Origin of the sequence: Falsiphaeobacter marinintestinus, from assembly GCF_007923355.1 — a bacterium.
Taxonomy (GTDB): Bacteria; Pseudomonadota; Alphaproteobacteria; order Rhodobacterales; family Rhodobacteraceae; genus Phaeobacter_A; species Phaeobacter_A marinintestinus.
Window position 1 is genome coordinate 235,563 of the sequence record NZ_VOGO01000005.1, and the last position, 22,734, is coordinate 258,296.

At 60.3% G+C, this 22,734-nt stretch carries 22 protein-coding genes; 6 read left to right on the forward strand and 16 right to left on the reverse strand.

Annotated features, from left to right (window positions below):
• Window positions 1-11 precede the first annotated feature (11 nt).
• The 12 genes from FOY56_RS13015 to FOY56_RS13070 form a co-directional block, all read right to left on the reverse strand.
• Window positions 12-740: an ABC transporter ATP-binding protein gene (locus tag FOY56_RS13015; RefSeq protein ID WP_146346276.1), complete on the reverse strand. Its 729-nt coding sequence runs from the start codon at window positions 738-740 to the stop codon at window positions 12-14.
• Complete coding sequence (locus FOY56_RS13020) at window positions 737-1,687, reverse strand: branched-chain amino acid ABC transporter permease (RefSeq protein WP_146346277.1); 951 nt, start codon at window positions 1,685-1,687, stop codon at window positions 737-739. Before FOY56_RS13020 ends, FOY56_RS13015 begins: the two co-directional genes overlap by 4 nt.
• Window positions 1,687-2,538 (reverse strand): branched-chain amino acid ABC transporter permease, encoded by an 852-nt coding sequence (locus FOY56_RS13025; RefSeq protein WP_146346278.1) that lies wholly within the window; start codon window positions 2,536-2,538, stop codon window positions 1,687-1,689. The genes FOY56_RS13020 and FOY56_RS13025 overlap by 1 nt, the downstream gene beginning before the upstream one ends.
• Window positions 2,539-2,607: 69 nt before the next feature.
• Window positions 2,608-3,900 (reverse strand): ABC transporter substrate-binding protein, encoded by a 1,293-nt coding sequence (locus FOY56_RS13030; protein WP_146346279.1) that lies wholly within the window; start codon window positions 3,898-3,900, stop codon window positions 2,608-2,610.
• An 86-nt stretch (window positions 3,901-3,986) separates the two neighbouring features.
• The gene (locus FOY56_RS13035; RefSeq protein ID WP_146346280.1) at window positions 3,987-4,400 is read right to left on the reverse strand and encodes a Rid family hydrolase; all 414 of its coding nucleotides are present in this window, start codon (window positions 4,398-4,400) and stop codon (window positions 3,987-3,989) included.
• The gene (locus tag FOY56_RS13040) at window positions 4,397-5,584 is read right to left on the reverse strand and encodes a malate dehydrogenase (protein WP_146346281.1); all 1,188 of its coding nucleotides are present in this window, start codon (window positions 5,582-5,584) and stop codon (window positions 4,397-4,399) included. The genes FOY56_RS13035 and FOY56_RS13040 overlap by 4 nt, the downstream gene beginning before the upstream one ends.
• A complete protein-coding gene (locus FOY56_RS13045) occupies window positions 5,581-6,204 on the reverse strand; it encodes a BMC domain-containing protein (protein WP_146346282.1) in 624 nt (207 codons plus the stop codon). The genes FOY56_RS13040 and FOY56_RS13045 overlap by 4 nt, the downstream gene beginning before the upstream one ends.
• Before the next feature lie 3 nt (window positions 6,205-6,207).
• Window positions 6,208-7,587 (reverse strand): aldehyde dehydrogenase family protein, encoded by a 1,380-nt coding sequence (locus tag FOY56_RS13050; RefSeq protein WP_146346283.1) that lies wholly within the window; start codon window positions 7,585-7,587, stop codon window positions 6,208-6,210.
• Window positions 7,580-8,779 (reverse strand): hypothetical protein, encoded by a 1,200-nt coding sequence (locus tag FOY56_RS13055; RefSeq protein WP_146346284.1) that lies wholly within the window; start codon window positions 8,777-8,779, stop codon window positions 7,580-7,582. The genes FOY56_RS13050 and FOY56_RS13055 overlap by 8 nt, the downstream gene beginning before the upstream one ends.
• 75 nt (window positions 8,780-8,854) lie before the next feature.
• On the reverse strand, window positions 8,855-9,163 hold the full coding sequence (locus tag FOY56_RS13060; RefSeq protein ID WP_146346285.1) for a BMC domain-containing protein: 309 nt from the start codon (window positions 9,161-9,163) through the stop codon (window positions 8,855-8,857).
• Window positions 9,164-9,212: 49 nt separating this feature from the next.
• A complete protein-coding gene (locus tag FOY56_RS13065; protein ID WP_146346286.1) occupies window positions 9,213-9,470 on the reverse strand; it encodes a EutN/CcmL family microcompartment protein in 258 nt (85 codons plus the stop codon).
• Between the two features lies 1 nt (window position 9,471).
• Window positions 9,472-10,767 carry a glutamine synthetase family protein gene (locus tag FOY56_RS13070; protein ID WP_222434986.1) on the reverse strand — a complete coding sequence of 432 codons (1,296 nt, stop codon included), beginning with the start codon at window positions 10,765-10,767 and terminating at the stop codon, window positions 9,472-9,474.
• 94 nt (window positions 10,768-10,861) lie between these two features.
• Here FOY56_RS13070 and FOY56_RS13075 point away from each other — a divergent pair, with 94 nt between their 5' ends.
• A complete protein-coding gene (locus tag FOY56_RS13075) occupies window positions 10,862-12,001 on the forward strand; it encodes an FAD-dependent oxidoreductase (protein WP_222434987.1) in 1,140 nt (379 codons plus the stop codon).
• A gap of 59 nt (window positions 12,002-12,060) precedes the next feature.
• Here the strand turns inward: FOY56_RS13075 and FOY56_RS13080 are convergent, their stop codons facing one another.
• The gene (locus tag FOY56_RS13080) at window positions 12,061-13,170 is read right to left on the reverse strand and encodes an NADH:flavin oxidoreductase (RefSeq protein WP_146346289.1); all 1,110 of its coding nucleotides are present in this window, start codon (window positions 13,168-13,170) and stop codon (window positions 12,061-12,063) included.
• A 159-nt stretch (window positions 13,171-13,329) separates the two neighbouring features.
• On the reverse strand, window positions 13,330-14,034 hold the full coding sequence (locus FOY56_RS13085; protein ID WP_146346290.1) for a VIT1/CCC1 transporter family protein: 705 nt from the start codon (window positions 14,032-14,034) through the stop codon (window positions 13,330-13,332).
• Window positions 14,035-14,495: 461 nt separating this feature from the next.
• On the opposite strand from FOY56_RS13085, the gene FOY56_RS13090 reads away from it, so the two are divergent.
• Window positions 14,496-14,990 carry a DUF992 domain-containing protein gene (locus FOY56_RS13090; protein WP_146346291.1) on the forward strand — a complete coding sequence of 165 codons (495 nt, stop codon included), beginning with the start codon at window positions 14,496-14,498 and terminating at the stop codon, window positions 14,988-14,990.
• 145 nt (window positions 14,991-15,135) lie between these two features.
• Here FOY56_RS13090 and clpB read toward each other — a convergent pair whose 3' ends face one another.
• A complete protein-coding gene (clpB, locus tag FOY56_RS13095; RefSeq protein WP_146346292.1) occupies window positions 15,136-17,751 on the reverse strand; it encodes an ATP-dependent chaperone ClpB in 2,616 nt (871 codons plus the stop codon).
• A gap of 269 nt (window positions 17,752-18,020) precedes the next feature.
• Here clpB and FOY56_RS13100 point away from each other — a divergent pair, with 269 nt between their 5' ends.
• On the forward strand, window positions 18,021-18,380 hold the full coding sequence (locus FOY56_RS13100) for a hypothetical protein (RefSeq protein WP_146346293.1): 360 nt from the start codon (window positions 18,021-18,023) through the stop codon (window positions 18,378-18,380).
• A 67-nt stretch (window positions 18,381-18,447) separates the two neighbouring features.
• Window positions 18,448-19,143, forward strand: a complete 696-nt coding sequence (gene pyrF / locus FOY56_RS13105) for an orotidine-5'-phosphate decarboxylase (RefSeq protein ID WP_146346294.1) — start codon at window positions 18,448-18,450, stop codon at window positions 19,141-19,143.
• 171 nt (window positions 19,144-19,314) lie between these two features.
• Here the strand turns inward: pyrF and FOY56_RS13110 are convergent, their stop codons facing one another.
• Window positions 19,315-19,734, reverse strand: a complete 420-nt coding sequence (locus FOY56_RS13110) for an NUDIX hydrolase (RefSeq protein WP_146346295.1) — start codon at window positions 19,732-19,734, stop codon at window positions 19,315-19,317.
• A 102-nt stretch (window positions 19,735-19,836) separates the two neighbouring features.
• Here FOY56_RS13110 and FOY56_RS13115 point away from each other — a divergent pair, with 102 nt between their 5' ends.
• Entirely contained in the window at window positions 19,837-21,090 is a 1,254-nt protein-coding gene (locus FOY56_RS13115) for a DNA polymerase IV (protein ID WP_146346296.1), read from the forward strand.
• Window positions 21,091-21,326: 236 nt separating this feature from the next.
• Window positions 21,327-22,700: an aspartate aminotransferase family protein gene (locus FOY56_RS13120; protein WP_146346297.1), complete on the forward strand. Its 1,374-nt coding sequence runs from the start codon at window positions 21,327-21,329 to the stop codon at window positions 22,698-22,700.
• Window positions 22,701-22,734 lie beyond the last annotated feature (34 nt).

Sequence of the window (22,734 nt, forward strand, 5' to 3'; positions counted from 1 at the left end):
CGGTATTCCCCTCAGTGCCCCAGATAGGCCATGCGCACGGCCTCGTCGCTCATCACCGTGGCATAGTCGCCCTGACAGACGAAGGTGCCTTGTGTCATGGCGATGGCGCGGTCGATCAGCGGTTCAAGCGAGCGCAGGTCGTGGCTGACGATCACATAAGTCATGCCCTCCTGGCGTTTTTCATTCAGCAGGCCCGAGATCTGTTCGATCTCGCCCGCGGTCAGACCTGCGAAAACCTCGTCCAGCAGCATGACTTCGGGCTTGGTGGCAAGGGTACGGGCCAGTTCCAGCTTGCGCAGGTCACCCATGCTGAGTTCAGCCGGATCACGGTGCAGATCGGCGTCGTTCAGGCCGACAGAGCGCGCAATGGCACGGGCTTCTTCATCGGCGGGCGCTGTGAAGATCATCGCCATAATGGAGTCCGGCATCAGCCCGACTTCGATATTGGCCAGAACGTCCATGTCGGCGAAGGGGCGTGGCACCTGATAGGTGCGCGCCACGCCGCGCCGTATGCGTTTGTGGGTGGCCAGTTTGGTCAGCTCTTCGCCATGCAGGCGGATCGAGCCGGAGTCGGCTTTGTGTTCGCCCATGATCAGGCTGAAGATCGTGGTTTTGCCTGCACCGTTCGGCCCGATCAGCCCGACGCTTTCGCCTTTGGCGACCTCAAAGCTCATGTCATTGGTTGCGACCAGCCCGCCAAAGCGTTTCACCACGTGTTCAAGTTCAAGGATCACCGTCATGCGTTGGCCCCCGTCAGACGTTCCCGCGCTTTGCGCAGGATTTCATACAGGCCCTTGGGTTCATACATATAAAGGATCAGGGCGATGCTTCCGTAGATGAAGTACCGCTCGGCCCCCGGCAGGAACGGGCGCAGGTATTCGAGCAGGAAGGTCAGGAAGAACGCGCCCGCCATTGGCCCGATGATGGTGCTGGCCCCGCCGATCAGAGCGGCAACGATGATGGTGAACAGGAAGTTGATGTCAAACAGCGCGCGGGGCGCGATTGAACCAAGGTAGTGGACATAAAATGCGCCTCCGATCCCGGCCACACCTGCGCCCACCATGAAGGCAAACAGCTTGAGCTTGGTGGTGTTGAGGCCAGACCCTTCGACCGCTTCTTCGTTCATGCCGATGGCCGACAGGGCGGTGCCCAAGCGGGTTTTCATCATGGCCCACAGGCTGATCGCAATGACCCCCATCAAAGCCAGCGACAGGTAATAGCCGTTCACTGCACCGCGGGTCAGGGTTTGCACGCCACTGATGCCGCGAGTGCCGCCGGTCAGGTCGGGGCGGATGACCTGCACCAGTTGATACATGAGCTCCATGAAAGCCAGCGTGACGAGGGCGAAGTATGTGCCCTTGATCCGCAGTGCGGGGAGGAAGAACAGCGTGCCTGCGGCCATGGTCACGATGACCGCGACGGGGATCGAAATGCCAACCGGCACGTCAAACCGATAGCTGAGGATCGCGGTGGTATAGGCCCCGATCCCGATCAGGAACGGGTGGCCAAAGCTGATGTATCCGGTGCGGCCGGACAACACGTCCCAGCTCATCGCGAAGATGGCGAGGTAGTTGGCGAAGATGATGGTGCGCAGGGTGCCCTTGCCGACAAGCATGGGCAACAGGGCCATGCCGCCAAGGAACAACGCCCAAAGCGCGAGGTGTTTCCATGTGATCTGGGTGCTCATCAGAGTTCCCCCCGGCCAAACAGGCCTTTGGGCATCATCACCAGAACCACGATGATCAGCAGCATGGTGAAGACGCCGCGCAGTTCGGCGGCGACCAATGTGGTGCTGATGATCTCCATGAACCCGATGATATGGGCGACGATCAGCGTGCCGATGATCGACCCGATACCGCCGACGATGACCACCGCCACGGCGATGATCAGCGGGGCGACCCACATGCTGGGCGAAAGTTGTGTGTAGCTGGCAAAGAAGACGCCTGCGATGGCGCCCAGTGCGCCCGACAGGCCCCAGGTGATCATGTTGATGCGATCCGGGTTGATGCCCGAGATGGCGGCGCCTTTGACATCCATGCTGACGGCTGAAATCGCGCGGCCGACATGGGTTTTGCGCACAAAGTAATAGAGCCCGATCAGGATCACCCAACTGGCGATGGTGGCCGTCAGAATGTTATAGGTCACGGTCGCCCCGCCAACGCGCCAGACGCCGTTGACGATGGGGTGCATGATCTTGGCGCTGTCGTTGAACACCAGAACCACGCCGGCCTGAATGACCACCGCAAGGATCAGGGTGGCGATTTCGACCGCAACCGGATCGCTTTTCAGCGGCTTAACAATCAGGCGATGCTTCAGAAGCCCAGCCAGAACGCCGACGCCGATGGCGACCAGAATCCCGAGCAGTTTGGGCATATGCATGGTCTGGACCACCCAGAAATAGGCATACCCCCCCAGCATCAGATACGCGCCATAGGCCAGGTTCAGCACCCGCCCGACACTGAAAATCAAGGTAAAACCGATCGCGATAAGCGCGTATAGGCCACTCAACAGCAGGCCCTGAATCAGGATCTGGCTCATGAAGTCGTCCTTTTGGGGTGGGGATAATCAGGGGCCGCGCGGCCCCTGATGAGAGGTGTCAGCGGCGGATCACTTGACCCAGCTTGGAACCGAGAACTCCATCGTCGCGTATTCGGGCGGATAGACCACGCCGACGTCGCCATCTTCGGTCCACTGGATAACAACCATCGACGGCTGCGCGTCTTCATAGGGCGATGTCAGGTCAAACCGGGCATTGTGCGGATAGGTCCGCTGAGTGACTTCTTCGACTTCGTCAGCACCCCAGAACCCGTAGCGGAGCCACATCTTGCCGTCCATCTCAAGGATCAGGTCCTGCTTTTCCATGGCTTTGGACCACGCCATCGCGTCCTTGAACCCACCGGCTTCGTCAGCGGCGGCCATCGCCTGCTTTAGGCCATGATAGGCGTTGAACCCGTTGAAATGGGGGATAACTGGGCGGGTGTCATACTTGGCCTGATACGTATCGACAAACGCCTGGCTTGCCGGATCAAGCTTGAACCCGACCGACGGGATCGGCGACAGGGTCGAAATTCCGCCACCTGCGCCACCGGTGTCTTCCCAGTATTCCATGCCTAGCGCGGACACGTTCACACCGGTCATGGCCATCGGCACCTGCAGTTTCACGTATTGCGACGAGATCACCTGAGAGTTCACCGACGACACCTGATAGATAAAGTCCGCACCGGTGGCCTGTGCCTTTGAGAAGATCGGCGCAAAGTCGACTGTGCCGATGTCATAAATGATCGTATCCTTGACCTCGATCCCGGCAACCGGTGCCAGCGCCTCGGTCACCAGACCGGTGATGGCCTGACCGAATGCGGTGTCTTCTGCCAAAATCACGACCGAGTCCCAGCCCATCTTGGCCTTCAGCACGTCCGCCCCGAAGTTGATATAGAGCGTCGCCAAAGCCTCGTCCGAGGCGATGTTCATGAAATAGGGCGCCATGCCTTCGGGGTCTTCGACCACCATGTCGATGATGCCGATATAGCTGGTCCAGGTGTCGAGCGTGGGAATCTGGTATTCCTGCATCCGGGGCAGCCAACCCAGCGACACATCGTCGATGCTGCCTGAAATGATGAAATCGACTTCGGCGGTTTCGGCCAGATATTCATAAGCCTTGATGCCTTCGGTCACGTCTTCGCCGGTGTCCGCTTCGATCAGGGTGATCTGCTGACCGCCCATGACGCCGCCATTTGCGTTCAGTTCATCAATCGCGATCTGTGCGCCGCGCAGGGTGCTGCGCCCGGTATCCGAGGACAGCGAGCCGATAAAGCCTACCTTTACTTCGGCCGTTGCTGCGCCCGCGCTGAGAAGCCCGGCCATCGCTGCCGAACATAGTCCCTTGGTCAAAATCCTGGTCATTCTATGTCTCCCCGTGAGATTGTATTCTGTATACAGTACACGGTACGTGGATTCGGTCAATTGCCAAGCCCAGGCCCGTGCGGCGTTTATTTCAACTGAATTTCACCGTTTTCATCGTGTATCACGGCATCCACCATGATCTCGACAACCATGCCCGGTGTGGTCAACCCGGCCTCAACCGCGGCCATGACCGGGTCAATGCCGTTAAAAACTTCGCCATGGGCGCGGACCAGACCGGCGGCCCCTGCCTTCATGTCGGTCAGAAATCCGGTAGTGCGCACGACATGGCGCATCTCGGCCCCGACGCTTTCCAAGGCTTCGCGGATGCGGGCGAAGATGTATAAAGATTGGGCATAGGCATCGTCTGGCGCGTGCAGTTTGCCCGAAGGTTCGATGGCCGTGGTGCCCGCGACCCAGACAAACGGCCCGACCCGCTTGGCCCGCGCATAAGACCCGACCTGTTCAAACCGCCCGCCGGAAAAATAGGTTTCCTTGGTCATTCCGCGAGCCTTGCGCGGATCGCGTCTGCGGCGGTTCTGAGTTGGGCAAGTTCATCATCGGGCAGCGCCAGTTCCTGCACCTTGATCAGCCCGGTTTCGCCAAGGTGGCAGGGCACGCCCAGCACAACACCGTCGATGCCGTATTCACCTTCCAGCATCACCGAAACCGGTACGGTTCCGGCACGGGCGCCACGCAGATGGTCCATCACTTCGACCGAGGCATGGGCCGGTGCGATCACAGCCGATCCGGTTTTCTTAAGTGCAACGACCTGACCACCGCCGGTGATCGCGTCCTTGACGCAATCGGCGATTTGCTCTGCGCTGAGGAACACGTCCAGCGGGCGGCCCTTGATGCGGCTGGCCGACACGATGGGGGCCATTTCGTCGCCGTGGCTGCCCAGCGTGATCGCTTCGACATCGCGGGTATCGACCTTGGCGGCCATGGCCAGAGCATTGCGAAACCGGCTGGAATCGAGTGTTCCGGCCATGCCCAGCACCTGATTACGGGGAAAGCCGGTGGCGCGCAGCATTTCGACGGTCATTTCGTCCAGCGGGTTGGTCACCACGACGACGATGGCGTTGGGCGCGTGGGTTGCAATCGCGGCCCCTGCGGCGTGGATCACGCGGCGGTTCACGTCGATCAGATCCGCGCGGGTCATGCCCGGCTGACGGGCGCGCCCGGCCGTCACCAACACAACATCAGCGCCTTCGACCAAGGCCAGCGATTGCCCACCGCTGGCGCGGGTGCGGGCGCGGGAGACGCCGCTGGCGTGGTTCAGATCCAGAGCATTCGCCGCAGCGACACCGGGCGCGATGTCGATCAGAACGATCTCGTGCGCCATTTCGGCATTGGCGCACAGATGCGCGGCGTTCATGCCAACACCCCCGGCCCCGATGAAGGCGATCTTGGTAAAGCGTCTGGGGCTATGCGAGATGCGGTTACTGGGCGCGACCCAACGCGGCGAGCGCCGCCACAGGCCCCGGCGCGCGGCTGTTGCGCCATCGGTACGGACGGGTTCGGGGCGTTCCAACGGGCCATCGACCAGCTTGATGCCCAGCCGTTCGGCCTGATCGCGGGCTTCGGCGGTGACGATATCGCCGGGCAGCACTTCGATTACATTGCGCTGACGCGCCCTTGCATCGCTGACCTCGCTTGCGCCTATGACCCGCCGCCCGGTGCTCATTTCTGTTCGGTGCCGTCGACGGCTTCGATGGCGGCTGAGGCGGCCTGGATCGCGGTTTTCACGTCATCTTCGCCACCCGAGATGAACATCCGGCCATAACGGCCCACAGCGCGGACTTCGACGATGTCGATATTCGCTGATTTCTCGGCCTCATTCGTGGCGTGGGCAATATAGGCAGCAGGCGCGCATTCAAGAATGCCCAGCGTCTGGCCCGGCACCAGCAAGGCACCTTTGCGCCATTTGTTCAGGAGCTGCGCCTGAAACGGCTCAACACTGGTGATGATCTGGGTCGAGGCGACATGTGGTTTGATCCGGTCGCTCATCGTCTGGCCGAGTTCGGCCAGAATAGCGTCGCGGGCGGCGCTGACCTCGGCGTTCGAGGGGGAGCGCAGGATAAAAAACCCGAACTCGCGTTCAACCATCTGGGTGGTGGTCTCGACCGAGGACGCTTTCAGCGCGCGGTCGATCAAGGTGAAGACGCCGTTGCCCGGCGCGAATTCACCGATCAGAATCGTGTCGCCCGACATCGGAACCGAGCCTTGCACCGTGGCCCCGTTGAAGGCGGCGAACTTGGGCTGGAGATTGTCGATCTGCACCAGAGCGCGAATGGTAATGGCCATGTTTTAGCCTCCATAAACTTCGTAAATGTCGCGCCAGGGGCGGTTTTCATACGCCACGCGCTTGATATTGATCAGGTGCAGCGCGGTCACGTTGTCGGACGTGATCGAGCCCGACCAGGTGCCGGTGCCCAGCATAAAGCTGGGTTCCAGATCGGTGCTGAAGCCCATGCCGCCCAGGATTCCCGGTGTGTTTACAAGAATGCGTCCCGTCGGGATGCGGCTGAATTCGGCCACGACCTGAGGGTCGTCGGAATGGATGATCGAGGTGTGCCCCCAGCCTTCGAACTTGGCGATACGCTCGGCGAGGTTAACGCCGTCTTCGCTGGTCTTCGCCTCATAAAACGCAAGAACCGGGTTCAGCTTTTCAGCGCTGAGCGGACGCTGCCAGCCGATTTCGGTTTCTTCGCTGACAAGGCAGCGGGTTTTGGGGGGCAGGGAAATCCCCGCTTGCTGGGCCAGACTTTCGGGCGACTGGCCGACATTGGCCGGGTTCATCGCCCGTTTGCCGGTAAAGATAACGCCCGCCAGCCTGTCGGCTTCGGCCGGGGTGCAGAAATACGCGCCGCGCATTTTCATTTCCTGCCGCAATTCGCGGGCGATTTCGCGGTCGGCGATCACCGCCTGTTCGCTGACGCAGGCGGTGCCATAGTCGAAGGATTTCGAGGTGATGATCTGTTCGGCGACTTCGCCGATGTCGCGCGATTTGGATTTGTGCACATAGACCGGCACGTTTCCGGCACCGACGGCCAGCGTCGGTTTGCCCGAGGAATAGGCCGCCTTGACCATCGCGGGCCCACCCGTGGCCATCACGACCGAGGTGCGCTTGTGACGCATAAGCTCGGCGGTGCCTTCGATTGTGACCTCGTCCAGACATTGGATCAGCCCCTTGGGCGCGCCCATGCTTTCGGCGACCTCGGCCAGAATGCGTACAGTTTCGATGCCACTTTTCAGGCCACGGGGATGCGGGGCGCAGACAATCGCGTTGCCTGCCTTCACCGCGCTGAGCACCTTGAAGATGATCGTGGAGTTCGGGTTGGTGACCGGGATCAGCGCAGCCACGACGCCCATCGGCACGCCGATGGCCGCAATCTTGGCCGCGTCATCGCGCCAAAGCACGCCCAGTGTCGTGATTTCGCGCAGGTAATCAGCGACGGACAAGGCGTTAAACAGGTTCTTGACCCGCTTGTCTTCAACATTGCCGTATCCGGTTTCTTCGACAGCGAGTTCGGCAAGTTGCTTGGCCTCGGGTTCGATCGCGCGGGCCATGGCGTCGACAATGGCGTCGATGTGGGCGGGATCTGTGCCGAGGAAACGATTGTACGCCTCCCACGCGCGTTCGACGGTGCGGCGCGCGCTTGCAATGGACCTGAGATCCTTATCCATGGACGCCCCCGTTCAGTATCTGGTCAAATTGTCGGCGCGCGGCGCTGACGTCTGTGGCGGTTACGCCAATGGTGCCAAGGCGGCGCCCGGCGCCGCAGAGGTCACGCTCTAACACGGTCATGGCCATTTCGATCATCGCGCGGGTGGCGGGCACGTCGCGTCCGGTCAGTTCGGCCGCTGAGACCAATGGGATCAATGATCCGATGACACCGGCGCGAAGGGCTTCGCGGGCCTCTGCTTCGGTTGGGACGGGTCGGGCACCTGCGCCCTTTGGGGTTCCGGCGACCTGGGCGATCACGTTGCTTGCGTCGGGCATTCCGCGCACGCCAAAGTCGCTGGCCACGGCGCAGCGTTCGGCCCACAGCTTTGCAATCATGGATTCGTGCGCCGGGCCGATCAGGGTCCGGAAGGTGTGGTTTTCAGCCAGCGGGACGCCGCCATCCTGAACATGGGGCGTGCCATCGGGCACAGCCGGGCCGCCCATCGCAAGGGCGGGAATTTCGACCGCGCCGGTGGCGTCAGAGAAACCGGAATGGACACAGGACAGGGCCGTCGCAGCGTTGGGAAACCAGCCTTTTAGGCCGTCAATAGTCGCCTCGCGTCCCTGCGGCAGCACGGCGGCGGGGACCGGAGCACAGGCCGACAAGACAAGAGTGGATTTATCACGCGACACCCAGAACGGCGCGCCGCCGATTTCGACGATAGTCACATCCGCACTGCATCCACCGGATTGCAGCAGCCACGCGACCTCGACCGCGCCAAGGGAGCGGGCATTGGGCAGGACCAGAACCTGATCATCGCCCAGATGATCGGCCAGAACCATCGCATAGGTGCGCTGCTTATGAAGCGGGCCGGTCAGAATGATCGCGTCTGCGTTGCCCACCGCATCATCCAGCGCTGAGGTCGTGGTGATGGACGGGCCGCGCGGCTGATCGACGTGGAAGGACCCAATCGGGCCTTCGCCCCGCAGGGTCACTGACCCGGCCGCACGAATATCCGACAGCTCGGCCCCATAGGCCGAAAACAGCGTCACGTCCTTGCCATCCGCCAAGGCCAGCGCCGCGTACATGCGTGCATCGTCACCACCGCCCAGCACCGAGATCCGGGAAAGCGCCGGGGTTTGCGGCAGCTCTTTCGACCCGGACGACGCCGAGACCGTGTTGGCAAATTCTTCAAACCCTGCGACGCTCATCGTGTCACCTGCTGAATGTGAGTGTGCTGGGCTGCCCCCGTCATGGGCCGCCCGTCATGATCTGCTTTGACGCGTTTAGTCGGCGGCGCCGGACAGGGTCGCGAGCAGATCTTCAAGTTCGTCATGGGGGCGGGCGATGACATGCACGGCCACCACTTCGCCGACCTTGTTGGCAGCGGTTGCGCCAGCGTCGGTTGCCGCCTTGACTGCGCCCACTTCACCGCGGATCAGCGTGGTGATCAGACCGCCGCCGGATTTCGACTGGCTGACGATGGAGACGCTGGCGGCCTTGACCATGGCATCTGCGGCTTCGATTGACGCGACAAGGCCACGGGTTTCGATCATTCCAAGGGCGGTTTGCCCGGCTGCTGGTTTCTGAGCCATGCTCACTTCTCCTTATGTTTTCGTATATCGGTGTTGTTCAAATCGGGACTTAGACTGAGACCTGGTCGAGGATCGCGATCAGGGCGGCATCGATGGGCAGACCGTCGGAAGCCATCCGCGCCGCTGATCCTTCGACCATCAGGCACAGATCGCCCCGCCCTGCGCCGACGCTGTCGACGGCGACGCATGCCGGGATCAGCACTTTGCCCTTGGCGTCCTGGACGTCTACGATCATCAGCTTTTGCCCGGTCAGACCGGTCAGCTTGGCTGTTGCCGTCGCCGTGCCAATGACCCGCACGATCTTCATCTCAGAGGTTCCTCAGATAGCGTTCGATTTCGACCGGGGTGACCTGCTGGGCGATGAATTCAAGCTCGCGCTCGGCCTGCTGGATCAGGATCGTCTTGCGATCTTCGCCCATCACACGCGTCATCAGCTCGCTGTCTTTGGCCAGCGCGACGGCGGCTGCCAGATCGGCGGGCAGTGGCTCAGCGTCTTCCAGTTCGTACCCGTTGCCAAGGCAAGGTTCGCCCGGGTCCATGCCCTGTTCGATGCCATCCAGACCGGCGGCGATATCGCATGCGAGCAGGTAATAGGGATTGCAGTCGGCGGACGCGTCGCGCTTTTCAACACGCACGGCGTTGTCTGCGCCTTCGATGACACGCAGACCGACGGTGCGATTGTCATAGCCCCAGGAATTGTTGATCGGGCAAAACGTATAAGGCTGGCGGCGGCGATAAGCGTTTGGAGTCGTGGATCCGGCCAAAGCGATCTCGGCCATGTGGTTCTTGATACCTGCAAGGAAGGATTTGCCGGTCTGGTTCAGCTTGCCACCATCGGCAAAGGCGTTCTTGCCGTCTTTCCACAGCGAATAGTGCACGTGAAAGCCGCTGCCGGACTGATCAATGAACGGCTTGGCCATGAAGCTGGCCAGATAGCCGTGCACATGGGCCAGCTTTTTGACAAGACTGCGGAACATGATAACCTGATCGGCGCTTTTCAGCGCTTCGTCATAGCGAATGTTCACCTCGACCTGACCCGGAGCATATTCCGGGTTGGACTGTTCGATGGGAATACCAAGTTCGTTGATCTGCTGACGGATGGGGCCCAGAACATGCTCCATCTCGGCAGCGCGCGCGAGGGAGTAAACCTGAATACCCTGATCCCTGGGCTGCAGGGTTTCGGGGTCAAGCAGATAGAATTCAAGCTCGGTCCCGGTCTTGACCTCATAGCCCATGTCGGCGGCGCGTTTGACCTGCTCAGCCAGCGCGCCACGCGGGTCAATCGGGACCGGTTTGTGATCCATGCCCTCGGCACGGGCAAGGCAAAAGGCAACGCCCTCTTCCCACGGGCTGGCCACGGGTTTGGTCAGCGGGAACATGTGCATGTCGGGATAGCCGTTGTCGAAATTGACATAGGGCGTGTCCCAGACATCGGACGTCATATCGAGCGCGAGAAGCGCGATGGACAGGGCATTTCCGCTTTCGCAGATCGTGTCCCAATGGGTCGCGGGTATACGTTTTCCGCGCATAATACCGTTCAAATCGCCCATTCCGAACGCAACGGTATGGGTGCCTGGCGGCAGGCTAAAATCTTGCTTCGTCACATTATTTCTCCCTGGCAGCCGCATTTTCTTTGCGCTCTTTAACTGTATACTGTATACAGAACTCAGTACCATGCAAGATAAAAAGCGGGGCGCGATGAGGAATCCAGAGATCAAGGTGGTTGGCGGTGGAATCGCTGGCCTGATGACCGCCATTTCGCTTGCCCGTCGCGGCGCAAAGGTCGAACTGATCGATCGGTGGGAGCCCGGGCACGCCCGCGCGTCTTCGTCTGATTACAACCGGGTGATCCGGGCGATTCATGGCCGCGACCATTTCTATACCAAATGGGCGCGCGACGCCCGCCTGCGCTGGCTTGAGCTGGAAGAAGAAACCGGGGCAAAGCTGTATTATGAATGCGGCGCGCTGATCCTTGCGACCGAAGGCCATTGCGACTGGGAAGACAACACCTGCGAGACGTTCACCGAACTTGGCGTGCCACATCAGCTGTACCAGCCGCAGGATATCACGACGTTCTTTCCGCAATTCGATGCCTCTGACATCAGCTATGGGATTTACGAACCCGAAGCCGGGATGATCATGGCGCATCGTGCGCTGATTGCGGGCGTAGCGCTGTTCAAACGGCTGGGCGGCACGTTGCGGCGCGGGCGGGTGACAACGGATGCGGATGAGCATCCGATGCTGGACGGAAAGCGGTTAGAGGCCGATCTGATCGTGATCGCCACTGGCCCGTGGATGGCAGATATGTTCCCGCGCACGGTCAAACCGTTGTCGACCATTGTCGGGGTCAACGTGCTGTATCATTCAACGCCGGATGGCTCGGACCTGTTTGATCAGGAACGGATGCCGTGCTGGATTGACCATGGGCAGGGATCGTTCGGGTTGCCTTCGGTCGAAGGATCAGGTGTGAAGGCCGCCGTGGTGATCCCGGACAAGATTGATCTGGACAATGACGAACGGCTGATCAAGCAAAAGATGCTGTCGCGCACCCGTCAGTATATCGACAAACGCCTGCCCGGCTTGACCGGAGAGCGGGTGGTGGACAGCAAGTTCAACCAGATCATCCTGACGCCCGACACGCATTTCATCATCGATTTCCACCCCCAGCACGACAATGTCCTGTTGGCGGGCGGCTGTTCGGGACACCTGTTCAAGCACGGACCCGTGTTCGGCGAATTCGCCGCCGGAGTCGCGATGCGCGACTTTGGCACGCCCGGCCGATTCAAACTGGGCGCAAGGCGCAAACTGTCACCCGCAGAAAGCCCGTCTGGGCGGTAGGCACCGGGATAGGCGAATAGCTTTTTCTTAAGCCACTGCGCCTCATCCCTGTGGGGTGATCAGATCAGTTCTTTCAGCATGTCCTTTTCATAGGCTGCAAGATCGGTCGCTTTGCCATTGGCCAGTTTGTTGGCCCAGTCCGGGTTGGCGATCAGGGCGCGGCCGACGGCGACGACGTCGAATTCGTCACGCTCAAACCGCTCAAGCAGGTTGTCGAGGCTGGCGGGTTCAGCGGCCTTGAAGTCGGCGGTGCCGTCTTCGGGCAGGAAATCGGCGTTCAGGCCGACGCTGCCCACGGTGATCGCGGGCTTTCCGGTCAGTTTCCGGGCCCATCCGGCAAGGTTCAAATCGCTGCCTTCAAACTCGGGCTCCCAAAAGCGGCGGGTCGAGCAGTGGAAGATGTCGACACCAGCATCGGCCAAAGCGTTCAGGAAATCGCCCAGTTCTTCGGGTGTTTCGCACAGGCGGGCAGCATAGTTCTGCTGCTTCCACTGCGAAAACCGGAAGATGATCGGGAAGTCTTCGCCGACGGCGGCGCGCACCGCTTGGACGATTTCGAGCGCAAAGCGCGAGCGGGCAGCAAGGTCGCCGCCGTATGAATCGTCGCGCTGGTTGGTGCCTTCCCAGAAAAACTGGTCGATCAGGTACCCATGCGCGCCGTGCAGTTCGATGGCATCAAAACCGATGGCCTTGGCGTCTGCGGCAGCCTTGGCAAAGGCGGCGACCACATCGTCGATATCCTGCTGGGTCATCGCGTGTCCGGTGACTTTGCCAGGGAAGGCCATGCCGCTGGGGCTGTGGCCCGGGGTATCACCACCGGGCTGGACGCCGGGGCGGCGGATGGCGCCGACATGCCAAAGCTGCGGGGCGATCTTGCCCCCGGCAGCGTGCACGGCATCGACAACCTTTTTCCATCCGGCCAGCGCCTCTTCGCCATAAAACGCGGGCACGTTGGGATAGCCGCTGGCGGCAACGTGGTCGACAAAGGTACCTTCGGTGATGATCAGGCCAACGCCACCTTCGGCCCGGCGACGATAATAGTCGACCACCTTTTCATTGGGCACGTTACCGGGCGAATAGGTGCGCGTCATCGGCGCCATGGCGATCCGGTTTTTCAGGCTGAGCTTGCCCAGATCAACGGGGCGGAACAGGGTGTCGACATCGCTCATCGCGCATTCCTTTGCAGTTTGTCAGTTGCACTGCCTGTGCAGGTCGTTTGACATTTGGCGCAACGAATATCGAACTGGCCCGACGATGACATTGTTACCTTGGGTCACAAAATGCGCCGACCACAGCCCGGCCCTGCCTTTGGTCGCAGCGAGTGCCGATTATACGCTCACACCGAACAGCCAACCCACGCCCGCCGTGACGGCCATCGCAAACACGCCCCATACGACGACGCGAATGGTTGCGCGCAAAATCGGGGCCGCGCCTGCCTTTGCGCCCATCGCCCCCAAGGCCGCCAACGTGAAGACTGTGACAACCAGAACGACCGGTATAATCGATCCGGCAGGTGCAAGAAACGCGGCCAGCAATGGGATCGCCGCAGCGACGCTGAAGGTCACGCCCGATGTGAATGCGGCCTGAAGCGGGTTTGCGGTGTGTACGTCTGAAAGCCCGAGCTCATCCCGGACATGAGCACCCAGCGCGTCATGCGCGGTCAGTTCTTTGGCAACCACAAGTGCGGTTTCTTCGCTGAGGCCCTTGTCCTGATAGATGGCGGCAAGTTCGGCAAGTTCTTCGTCGGGAAAGTCCTGCAACGCTTGGGTTTCGCGTGCGATGTCGGCCCGTTCGGTATCAGATTGCGACGACACAGAGACGTATTCGCCTGCAGCCATCGACATTGCCCCGGCGGACAGCCCGGCAACCCCGGCGATGATGACGGCGCTTGGGTCAGGATTTGCCGCCGCGACCCCGACAATCAGGGATGAGACAGAGACCACCCCGTCATTCGCGCCAAGGACGGCGGCACGCAACCAGCCGCTGCGCGTGATATAATGGGGTTCTCCCGGGTGGGCAGAGGCATCGGGCATTTGGTGTCCTTTTCGCAGGTGCGGTAAAGCCTGATGTTATCGTGCACGATGTCCCATCGCCACGTTTGGTGAGGGCTGATCAGGCGTCGGCATATGCTGGATGCCGAACTGGGTGAGGCGGGCAACAGCGTTATGTATATCGTACTGGCTTTAGACATGGCCTCGGAAGCGCGTCAATATCTGCTAAATCGCCGTTTCACTGAGCGTGGATCCAGCCCCTGAATGGCGACATGAAAATGCCCGCCTGTTTTACGTGGCGGGCGTTTTTGTGCCCGTTTGCCTGCACCTTTCCCATCTGACGGCGGATTTGAGCCGCATTCTCTGGGTTTGGATCGTTCGAACTGGACTCGTTTGGGGAAGTATCGTCTGTTTGTCGCCGAGGCTGGCTTTCGCTGGCAGCATGCAAAAGACTTGCGCCTCAGTTCAATTGAAAATCCGCCCCCTTTAAGTAGGAACATTACATGCCCCTCACGTCTCTGAAAGTATCCGCTCTTGGCACAGCTTGTGCGCTGGCCACCACATTGGCACTCGCGTCCGCAGCCTGGGCATCGGACAAGAATTACATTCAGGTCGGCATGCTTGAATGCGACGTAGAAGGCGGTATCGGTCTGCTTCTGGGATCAAAGAAAGCCATGACCTGCATCCTGAAAAAGAACGACGGGGTCGAGGAAAACTATACCGGACGTGTCACCAAGATTGGCATCGATATCGGCATCACGCACGACAGCCACATCATGTGGGCCGTCTTTGCACCATCGGGTGGAAACGCGGCTGGTGCCTTGGCTGGAAAATATGACGGGGTTGGAGCCGAAGCCACTGTCGTTGGTGGCGTGGGTGCAAATGCGTTGTTCAGTGTCGGAAACAGCTTTGCCCTGCAGCCGTTCAGTGTTCAGGGTCAAAACGGTTTGAATGTCGCTGCGGGTCTGGAACAGATCAGACTGGATTACGTTCAATAGCCTGATCATCGGTGCCGCGCGGTCTGTTTCGTCAGCGTCGCACCCGCCAGGACCCTAATTGGGTGTGTCGCGTGATGACCTAAGACCAAAAAACGCCCGCCTGAACGATCAGGCGGGCGTTTGTCTTTTGTCTTGCAACAGACGTTTAGTGGATCACGGCGTCGTCCGGTTTGGGACGCTCCGACGTGCCGATGCGATCCCCGATGATCAGACCATCGATCCCGGCGCTGACCGGAACCACATCGCCATCCTTGATGTCACCAGCCAGAAGCATTTCGGCCAGTTCGTTCTGCAAGCTACGCTGGATCACGCGCTTCAGAGGACGGGCCCCAAAGACAGGGTCATAGCCTTCGTTCGCCAGCCATTCCCGCGCGCCTTCGTCCAGTTGCAGATCGATCTTGCGATCGGCCAGACGTTTTTTCAGCAACGCCAGCTGGATATCGACAATACCATCCATATCGCTCCGCTTGAGGCGGTCGAAGATGATCGTCTCGTCCAGACGGTTCAGGAATTCGGGCCGGAAGTGCGCCCGGACGGCCTCCATCACATCGCGCTTGGCGTCCGACGCATCTGCGCCTTCGGGCAATTGGCTGAGCGCCTGCGCCCCTAGGTTGGACGTGAGGATGATCAGCGTCTGCTTGAAGTCCACGGTGCGGCCCTGACCATCGGTCAGCACACCGTCATCGAGCACCTGCAACAGCACGTTGAACACGTCCGGATGCGCCTTTTCGACCTCGTCAAACAGCACGACCTGATAGGGTCTGCGTCGCACGGCTTCGGTCAGCACACCGCCTTCGTCATAGCCGACATAGCCCGGAGGGGCACCGATCAGACGGGCGACAGCGTGTTTCTCCATGTATTCCGACATGTCGATCCGCACCATCGCGTTGTCGTCGTCGAACAGGAAGTTCGCGACCGCCTTGGTCAGCTCGGTCTTACCAACACCGGTCGGCCCAAGGAACAGGAACGATCCCAGCGGGCGGCCTTCGTCGTTCAACCCGGCGCGGGCCCGGCGAACAGCGTTGGCCACAGCCTTGACGGCAGACGACTGGCCAATCACACGGCGATGCAGTTCGTCTTCCATGCGCAGCAGCTTTTCACGGTCGCCTTCCAGCATTTTCGAGGTCGGAATACCGGTCCAGCGTTCGACAACGGCCGCGATCTGTTCGGGGCGCACGGCCTCTTCCACGGCGACGTCGCCTTCCTGAGCTTCGGCTTCGGCCAGCTTTTTCTCAAGCTCGGGGATCAAGCCATAGCTGAGTTCCCCCGCGCGGGCGAGATTGCCTTCGCGCTTGGCGATGTCGAGTTCGGCGCGTGCGTGATCAAGCTGTTCTTTAAGATCACGAGCCGATGCCATCTTGTCACGACCAGCCTGCCATTGCGCCGTCATCTCGGACGATTTTTCCTGCAGATTCGCGAGATCCTTCTGGAGGGTTTCCAGACGGTCCTTGGAGGCTGCATCGTCTTCCAGCTTCAGCGCCTGTTCTTCGATCTGCAATTGCAGGATCTGACGGTCAAGCGCATCGAGTTCTTCTGGCTTGGAGTCGACCTCCATCCGCAGCCGCGACGCGGCTTCGTCCATCAGATCGATGGCCTTGTCCGGCAGGAACCGGTCCGTGATATAGCGGTTCGACAGGGTTGCCGCCGCCACCAGGGCCGAGTCCGAAATCCGCACGCCGTGGTGCAGTTCGTACTTTTCCTTGATGCCCCGCAGGATCGAAATGGTGTCTTCGACGGTCGGTTCCGAGACCACGACCGGCTGGAACCGGCGGGCAAGGGCCGCGTCTTTTTCGACATACTTGCGGTATTCATCCAGCGTGGTGGCACCGATACAGTGCAACTCACCCCGGGCGAGGGCCGGTTTGATCAGGTTCGCCGCATCCATCGCGCCATCGGATTTGCCCGCGCCAACCAGCGTGTGCATTTCGTCGATGAACAGGATGATTTCGCCAGCAGCCTCGGTGACCTCGGTCAGGACCGCCTTCAGGCGTTCTTCGAACTCACCGCGGTATTTTGCACCGGCGATCAGGGCACCCATGTCGAGCGCGAGCAGTTTCTTGTCGCGCAGGGATTCGGGCACGTCGCCGTCGATGATGCGCAGGGCCATGCCCTCGGCGATCGCGGTTTTACCGACACCGGGTTCACCAATCAGAACCGGGTTGTTCTTAGTGCGGCGCGACAGAACCTGCATGGCGCGGCGAATTTCATCGTCGCGGCCAATGATCGGGTCGATCTTGCCCTCGGCAGCCGCCTCGGTCAGGTCGCGCGCGTATTTCTTGAGCGCGTCATACCCTTCTTCGGCACTGGCGCTGTCAGCGGTGCGGCCCTTGCGGATATCATTGATCGCTTCGTTCAGCTTCTGCGCGGTCACCGCGCCTGCTTCCATCGCGGTCTTGGCGGGTGACTTCACCATCGCCAAAGCCATCAGAATGCGTTCGACGGGCACAAAGCTGTCGCCGGCCTTCTTGGCGATCTTTTCGGCTTCGTCCATCACCTTGGCGGTGGCGCTGTCCATATAGATCTGACCAGAATCGCCGCTGACCTGCGGGATCTTGGCCAACGCACCGTCCAGGGATTCGACCACGCGGACGGGCGCGCCGCCAGCACGGGAAATCAGGTTGCTTGCCAACCCCTGGTCGTCATCCATCAGTGCTTTAAGAATGTGTTCAGGCGCCAGTCTCTGGTGCCCTTCGCGCAATGCAATGGTCTGCGCGGCCTGCACGAATCCTCGTGCGCGGTCTGTGAACTTGTTCAAGTCCATCTGTCTCTCCTTCGTAAAGCGCCCAATTTTCCGGCAAACGCCTGCAAAGCAGCACGTCCCACATCGGGCCTCGGGGTTAATTTGGTGAGTATCCGGGCATCTTCAAGTGTCGCTGCAATTAAATAAGGGAGGTTTACAATTAACACTGGAAATTGACGCGCCGGGTACCTATTTCTGACTCATCAAAGCCACGAATCTGCTTGATTGGCATTGATATGTATCAGTATCCGGATCTGTGTTCCGGTTTGTTTGAGTAACGGGAGTTCATCATGTTGGTGACAGATATCGCTGTATCAAGACAGTCGTATTGCCCCGCGCGGGGCATCCATACCGCAAGTGTCAGCCTTACCTTTTCGGATCGCATCGTGCGTCTGTTCTGTAACGTGCATGCTCAGGATGACCTGAACGAAACACGCAGTGTACTTGCCTTTATCAAAGATGCCTTGCGCCAGATGGGCCGTATGCCCGAATACCGGTCGGGCCGGGACGAGCTGATGCTGTGCCCGAACCTGAACCGAAAACTGGCCGCCATCCCGGAATGGCGCGACACACATGAATACAAAGCCATGTGTGACCATCCGATCAGCCTGGAAATGTACCGGGTAACGGACAACCGACTCGCGGCGTGAAGCGGGCGGGCTTGTTCCGCGCCCGACCCCCAGTTATAAGCCCGCGACCCCAATCCGGAGACGCGCTATGACTGACGACCGCCTGATCGTTGCCCTTGATGTGCCCAATGCGCTGGAAGGTCTGGCCATCGCCGAAAAACTTGGCGATGCGGTCGGGTTTTACAAAATCGGGCTGGGGATGCTGACCGGCGGCGGACTGGCGCTGGCCAACGAGCTGAAGCAGGAACTCGGCAAACGCATCTTTCTTGACATGAAGCTGTTCGACATTGGCGCCACGGTTGAAGCCGCCGTACGCGGGTTGGCGCAGTTTGACCTGGATTTCCTGACCGTACATGGCGACCCGCATGTTGTGCGGGCAGCGAAAGAGGGCGCCGCTGGCAAGGATCTGAAGATCTTGGCCGTGACCATTCTGACATCTTTGGATCGCGCCGATCTGGACGCCAGCCTGATCAAGGCGGGCGATTTGCCCGATCTGGTGCTGGAACGTGCCAGGCACGCCTTTGCGGCTGGGGCCGATGGCGTCATCGCGTCACCACAGGAGGCCAGCCTGATCCGTGCCATGCCCGAAGCCGAAGGTCGTTTAATTGTTACCCCCGGGGTGCGCCCAGCCGGTGCGGCTCTGGGTGATCAGAAGCGCGTCGCGACACCGGGCAATGCGATCCGCGACGGAGCCGACCACATCGTGGTTGGGCGTCCGGTCTGGCAGGCCGAAGACCCGCGTGCGGCTGTGCAGGCCATTCTGGATGAGCTGGCATCGGTCTGACTGACCTGTGCCGCAAAAAGCACATCTTTAGGTTGCGCTACCCAACAAGCAGACTCCTGTCTTTCATAATCATGAAATTTGCGTGACAGTTGAACCCGAAACACTCCCCCCAACGGGCCTTTATCTTCCTGAGGTTCGTTACCTCCCCCCCGCTAAAGTCGCGGGGGGTCTTTATGTGGAGCGCCTGAATTCGTCCTGATCCATATAATGTCGCAGCTGATCCGTAAAATGAGGGACGGCCAGCGGGTGGGCAACATAGGTTTCGGGCGCCATCAACCGCCACCCCTGCCCTTCTGATCCGAATTGCACGTCATTTTGCCGATCCAGGGGCAGATGCGCCGCGAAAAACCACACAATTCCGCGTGGGCGCAGATAGCTGTTGGACCAGACGATATCGGATGGCGTCAGGATCAGGCCGACCTCTTCGCGGGTTTCGCGCAAAGCGCAGGTTTCAGGAGTCTCATTGCCTTCGCGCCCGCCACCCGGCAGATCCCAGTGGCCCGGATAGGGGATATCCGGCTTGTCATCACGTCGGATGACCAGAAGATCCGAGCCCAAGAACAGGGCAAGTTTGGCGCCGGAAAAATCCATACGATCTGACCCTGTTCCTTTTCCTGCACTGGCGGCCCACCCTTCTCATATGTAAATGTCGGTGTTGTAAACCAAGCCCCTAACGCGACTTTGCGGCGCAACATGCCCAGCTTATGCCGAGATTGCCTTGTCCGCCTTGAAAACGGGCGTCGCTGCCCGCACTGCGGCAGCCCGCGAATTTTGTCGCATCCCGAGCTGTTTGACCTGACCATCGCGCATATGGATTGCGATGCGTTCTATGCTTCGGTCGAAAAGCGCGACAATCCGGACCTGGCGGATAAGCCGGTGATTATCGGTGGTGGGCGGCGTGGCGTGGTGTCGACCGCCTGCTATGTGGCGCGGATCCGGGGGGTAAAGTCGGCGATGCCGATGTTTCAGGCGCTGAAGCTGTGCCCGGATGCGGTGGTGATCAAGCCAAGGATGAGCGTTTATGTCGACGCGTCGCGCGCGATCCGGGCGATGATGGACGAACTGACCCCGGCGATTGAACCGCTGTCGCTGGACGAAGCGTTTCTGGATCTGACCGGGACCGAGCGTCTGCATGGCCAGCCGCCTGCGGTGATGCTGGCCGGACTGGTGAAACGGATGAAGGATGAACTGGGGCTGACCGGATCAATTGGGCTGTCGCATAACAAGTTTCTGGCAAAGGTTGCCTCGGATCTGGACAAACCACGCGGATTTTCGGTGATCGGCAAGGCTGAAACCGGCGATTTCCTTTATGATAAGCCCGTACGCCTGATCTGGGGGATTGGCCCAGCAGCGCAGGCGTCGCTTGACAAGGTGGGGATCAGGCTGTTCAGCGATCTGCTGCGGTGGGAAAAGGCGGATCTGACGGCCCGGTTCGGGTCGATGGGCGAACGGTTGTGGCATCTGGCGCGCGGGCAGGACCGGCGGCGGGTGTCGGCGCATGAGCCGATCAAGTCGATCTCGAACGAGACCACGTTCTTTGAAGACACCAGCAGCATCGACATTCTGGACGGGCACCTGTGGCGGATGGCCGAAAAAGTCGCCGACCGAGCCAAGGCGCGGGAACTGGCGGGCCGGGTGGTGACATTGAAGCTGAAGCGGGCGGATCATTCGGCCATCACACGCCGGATCACCCTGCGGGACGCCACGCAAATGGCCGATACCGTGTATCGCACCGCGCGCGAATTGTTCGACCAGGTCGGAGATCAGGGGCCTTACCGATTGCTGGGCTGCGGGCTGTCGCATCTGTGCCCCGAGAGCGAGGCGGATAAATCGGGTGATCTGCTGGACCCGGGTGCCGGGAAGCGGTCGGAAGCCGAACGCGCGACGGACAAGATACGTCAGAAGTTCGGGGATGACGCCATCATCAAGGGCCGTGCGCTGCGTTAGGGACGGGTTTGGCGGCTGGCCGTCGATGCGGGGCTGTGCACGTCTGGTGGCCAAGCTTTCATTTTCCCGGTCAATCCGCTAACGATACTCCAACTTGGCAATAAAGGCATTGCGCGCTGCTGCTGAGGTGAGCGGAGCTTTCCCGTTTGGTCTGTTGCTTTGAAAAGCTCGGACAGCGCGTTTCAGGCTCCAATCATGTAATCAGGCGGCGCGCCGCCATGACCAAGAGGTGAGCCATGCTTAGAAATGATCAACTTGACCAATGGGATCGCGAAAACTTTTTCCACCCCTCGACCCATCTGGCCGAATTTGCCCGCGGGAACGTCCCGCAGCGTATCGTAACGGGCGGGTCCGGAAGCCATATCGAAGACCGCGATGGCAATCGCCTGCTGGATGCCTTCGCGGGTCTGTATTGCGTAAACGTCGGCTATGGACGTCCTGAGATTGCCGATGCCATTGCCGATCAGGCCAAGGAACTTGCCTATTATCATTCGTATGTGGGCCACGGCACCGAGGCATCGATCACGCTGGCCAAGATGGTTCTGGACCGCGCGCCGAACAACATGTCGAAGGTCTATTTCGGTCTTTCGGGGTCGGACGCGAATGAGACGAACATCAAACTTGTCTGGTACATGAACAACATTCTGGACCGGCCGGAAAAGAAAAAGATCATCTCGCGTTGGCGCGGATATCATGGCTCGGGCCTGATGACCGGGTCGCTAACCGGGTTGGAGCTGTTCCACAAGAAATTCGACCTGCCGCTGACCCAGGTGATCCATACCGAGGCGCCGTATTACTTCCGGCGCGATGACCTGGATATGTCCGAGCAACAATTCGTGACCCATTGCGTGGCCGAACTGGAGGCGCTGATTGCGCGCGAAGGCGCGGATACGATTGCCGCGTTTATCGGCGAGCCGGTTCTGGGAACCGGGGGGATTGTGCCGCCGCCCGAGGGATATTGGCCCGCCATTCAGGCCGTGCTGGATGCCCACGATATCCTGCTGATCGCGGATGAGGTCGTGACCGGTTTTGGCCGGTTGGGGACCATGTTTGGATCGGATCACTATGGGATGCGCCCTGATATCATCACCATCGCCAAGGGTCTGACCTCGGCCTATGCGCCTTTGTCGGGGTCGATTCTGTCGGACAAGGTCTGGACGGTGCTGGAGCAAGGCACGGATGAAAACGGCCCGATCGGGCATGGCTGGACCTATTCGGCGCATCCCATCGGGGCAGCGGCGGGGGTCGCCAACCTGAAGTTGATCGATTCGCTGGACCTGGTCACGCAAGCCGGTGACGTCGGGGGCTATCTGAACAAGACGATGGCCGATGCGCTGGCGGATCATCCTCACGTGGGTGACATCAGGGGCGAAGGCATGCTGTGTGCCGTTGAATTCGTGAAAGACCGGGATGACCGCAGCTTTTTCGATCCTGCCGACAAGATCGGTCCGCAGGTCGCAGCCGCATTGCTTGACCAGAACAAGGTGATCGCGCGGGCGATGCCACAGGGCGACATTCTGGGCTTTGCGCCGCCCTTCTGCCTGACCCATGACGAAGTTGATCACGTGGTTGCGGCGACGGTGCGCGCCGTCAAAACAACATTTGGCTGAACAGAACGGGGGGCCGGACTGATCCGGCCCCGAA

Bases quoted from the DNA above. Each gene is read 5' to 3' on its own strand.
- FOY56_RS13015 (WP_146346276.1), bottom strand. From the start codon at position 740: ATGACGGTGATCCTTGAACTTGAACACGTGGTGAAACGCTTTGGCGGG.
- FOY56_RS13020 (WP_146346277.1), bottom strand. From the start codon at position 1,687: ATGAGCACCCAGATCACATGGAAACACCTCGCGCTTTGGGCGTTGTTC.
- FOY56_RS13025 (WP_146346278.1), bottom strand. From the start codon at position 2,538: ATGAGCCAGATCCTGATTCAGGGCCTGCTGTTGAGTGGCCTATACGCG.
- FOY56_RS13030 (WP_146346279.1), bottom strand. From the start codon at position 3,900: ATGACCAGGATTTTGACCAAGGGACTATGTTCGGCAGCGATGGCCGGG.
- FOY56_RS13035 (WP_146346280.1), bottom strand. From the start codon at position 4,400: ATGACCAAGGAAACCTATTTTTCCGGCGGGCGGTTTGAACAGGTCGGG.
- FOY56_RS13040 (WP_146346281.1), bottom strand. From the start codon at position 5,584: ATGAGCACCGGGCGGCGGGTCATAGGCGCAAGCGAGGTCAGCGATGCA.
- FOY56_RS13045 (WP_146346282.1), bottom strand. From the start codon at position 6,204: ATGGCCATTACCATTCGCGCTCTGGTGCAGATCGACAATCTCCAGCCC.
- FOY56_RS13050 (WP_146346283.1), bottom strand. From the start codon at position 7,587: ATGGATAAGGATCTCAGGTCCATTGCAAGCGCGCGCCGCACCGTCGAA.
- FOY56_RS13055 (WP_146346284.1), bottom strand. From the start codon at position 8,779: ATGAGCGTCGCAGGGTTTGAAGAATTTGCCAACACGGTCTCGGCGTCG.
- FOY56_RS13060 (WP_146346285.1), bottom strand. From the start codon at position 9,163: ATGGCTCAGAAACCAGCAGCCGGGCAAACCGCCCTTGGAATGATCGAA.
- FOY56_RS13065 (WP_146346286.1), bottom strand. From the start codon at position 9,470: ATGAAGATCGTGCGGGTCATTGGCACGGCGACGGCAACAGCCAAGCTG.
- FOY56_RS13075 (WP_222434987.1), top strand. From the start codon at position 10,862: ATGAGGAATCCAGAGATCAAGGTGGTTGGCGGTGGAATCGCTGGCCTG.
- FOY56_RS13080 (WP_146346289.1), bottom strand. From the start codon at position 13,170: ATGAGCGATGTCGACACCCTGTTCCGCCCCGTTGATCTGGGCAAGCTC.
- FOY56_RS13085 (WP_146346290.1), bottom strand. From the start codon at position 14,034: ATGCCCGATGCCTCTGCCCACCCGGGAGAACCCCATTATATCACGCGC.
- FOY56_RS13090 (WP_146346291.1), top strand. From the start codon at position 14,496: ATGCCCCTCACGTCTCTGAAAGTATCCGCTCTTGGCACAGCTTGTGCG.
- clpB (WP_146346292.1), bottom strand. From the start codon at position 17,751: ATGGACTTGAACAAGTTCACAGACCGCGCACGAGGATTCGTGCAGGCC.
- FOY56_RS13100 (WP_146346293.1), top strand. From the start codon at position 18,021: ATGTTGGTGACAGATATCGCTGTATCAAGACAGTCGTATTGCCCCGCG.
- pyrF (WP_146346294.1), top strand. From the start codon at position 18,448: ATGACTGACGACCGCCTGATCGTTGCCCTTGATGTGCCCAATGCGCTG.
- FOY56_RS13110 (WP_146346295.1), bottom strand. From the start codon at position 19,734: ATGGATTTTTCCGGCGCCAAACTTGCCCTGTTCTTGGGCTCGGATCTT.
- FOY56_RS13115 (WP_146346296.1), top strand. From the start codon at position 19,837: ATGCCCAGCTTATGCCGAGATTGCCTTGTCCGCCTTGAAAACGGGCGT.
- FOY56_RS13120 (WP_146346297.1), top strand. From the start codon at position 21,327: ATGCTTAGAAATGATCAACTTGACCAATGGGATCGCGAAAACTTTTTC.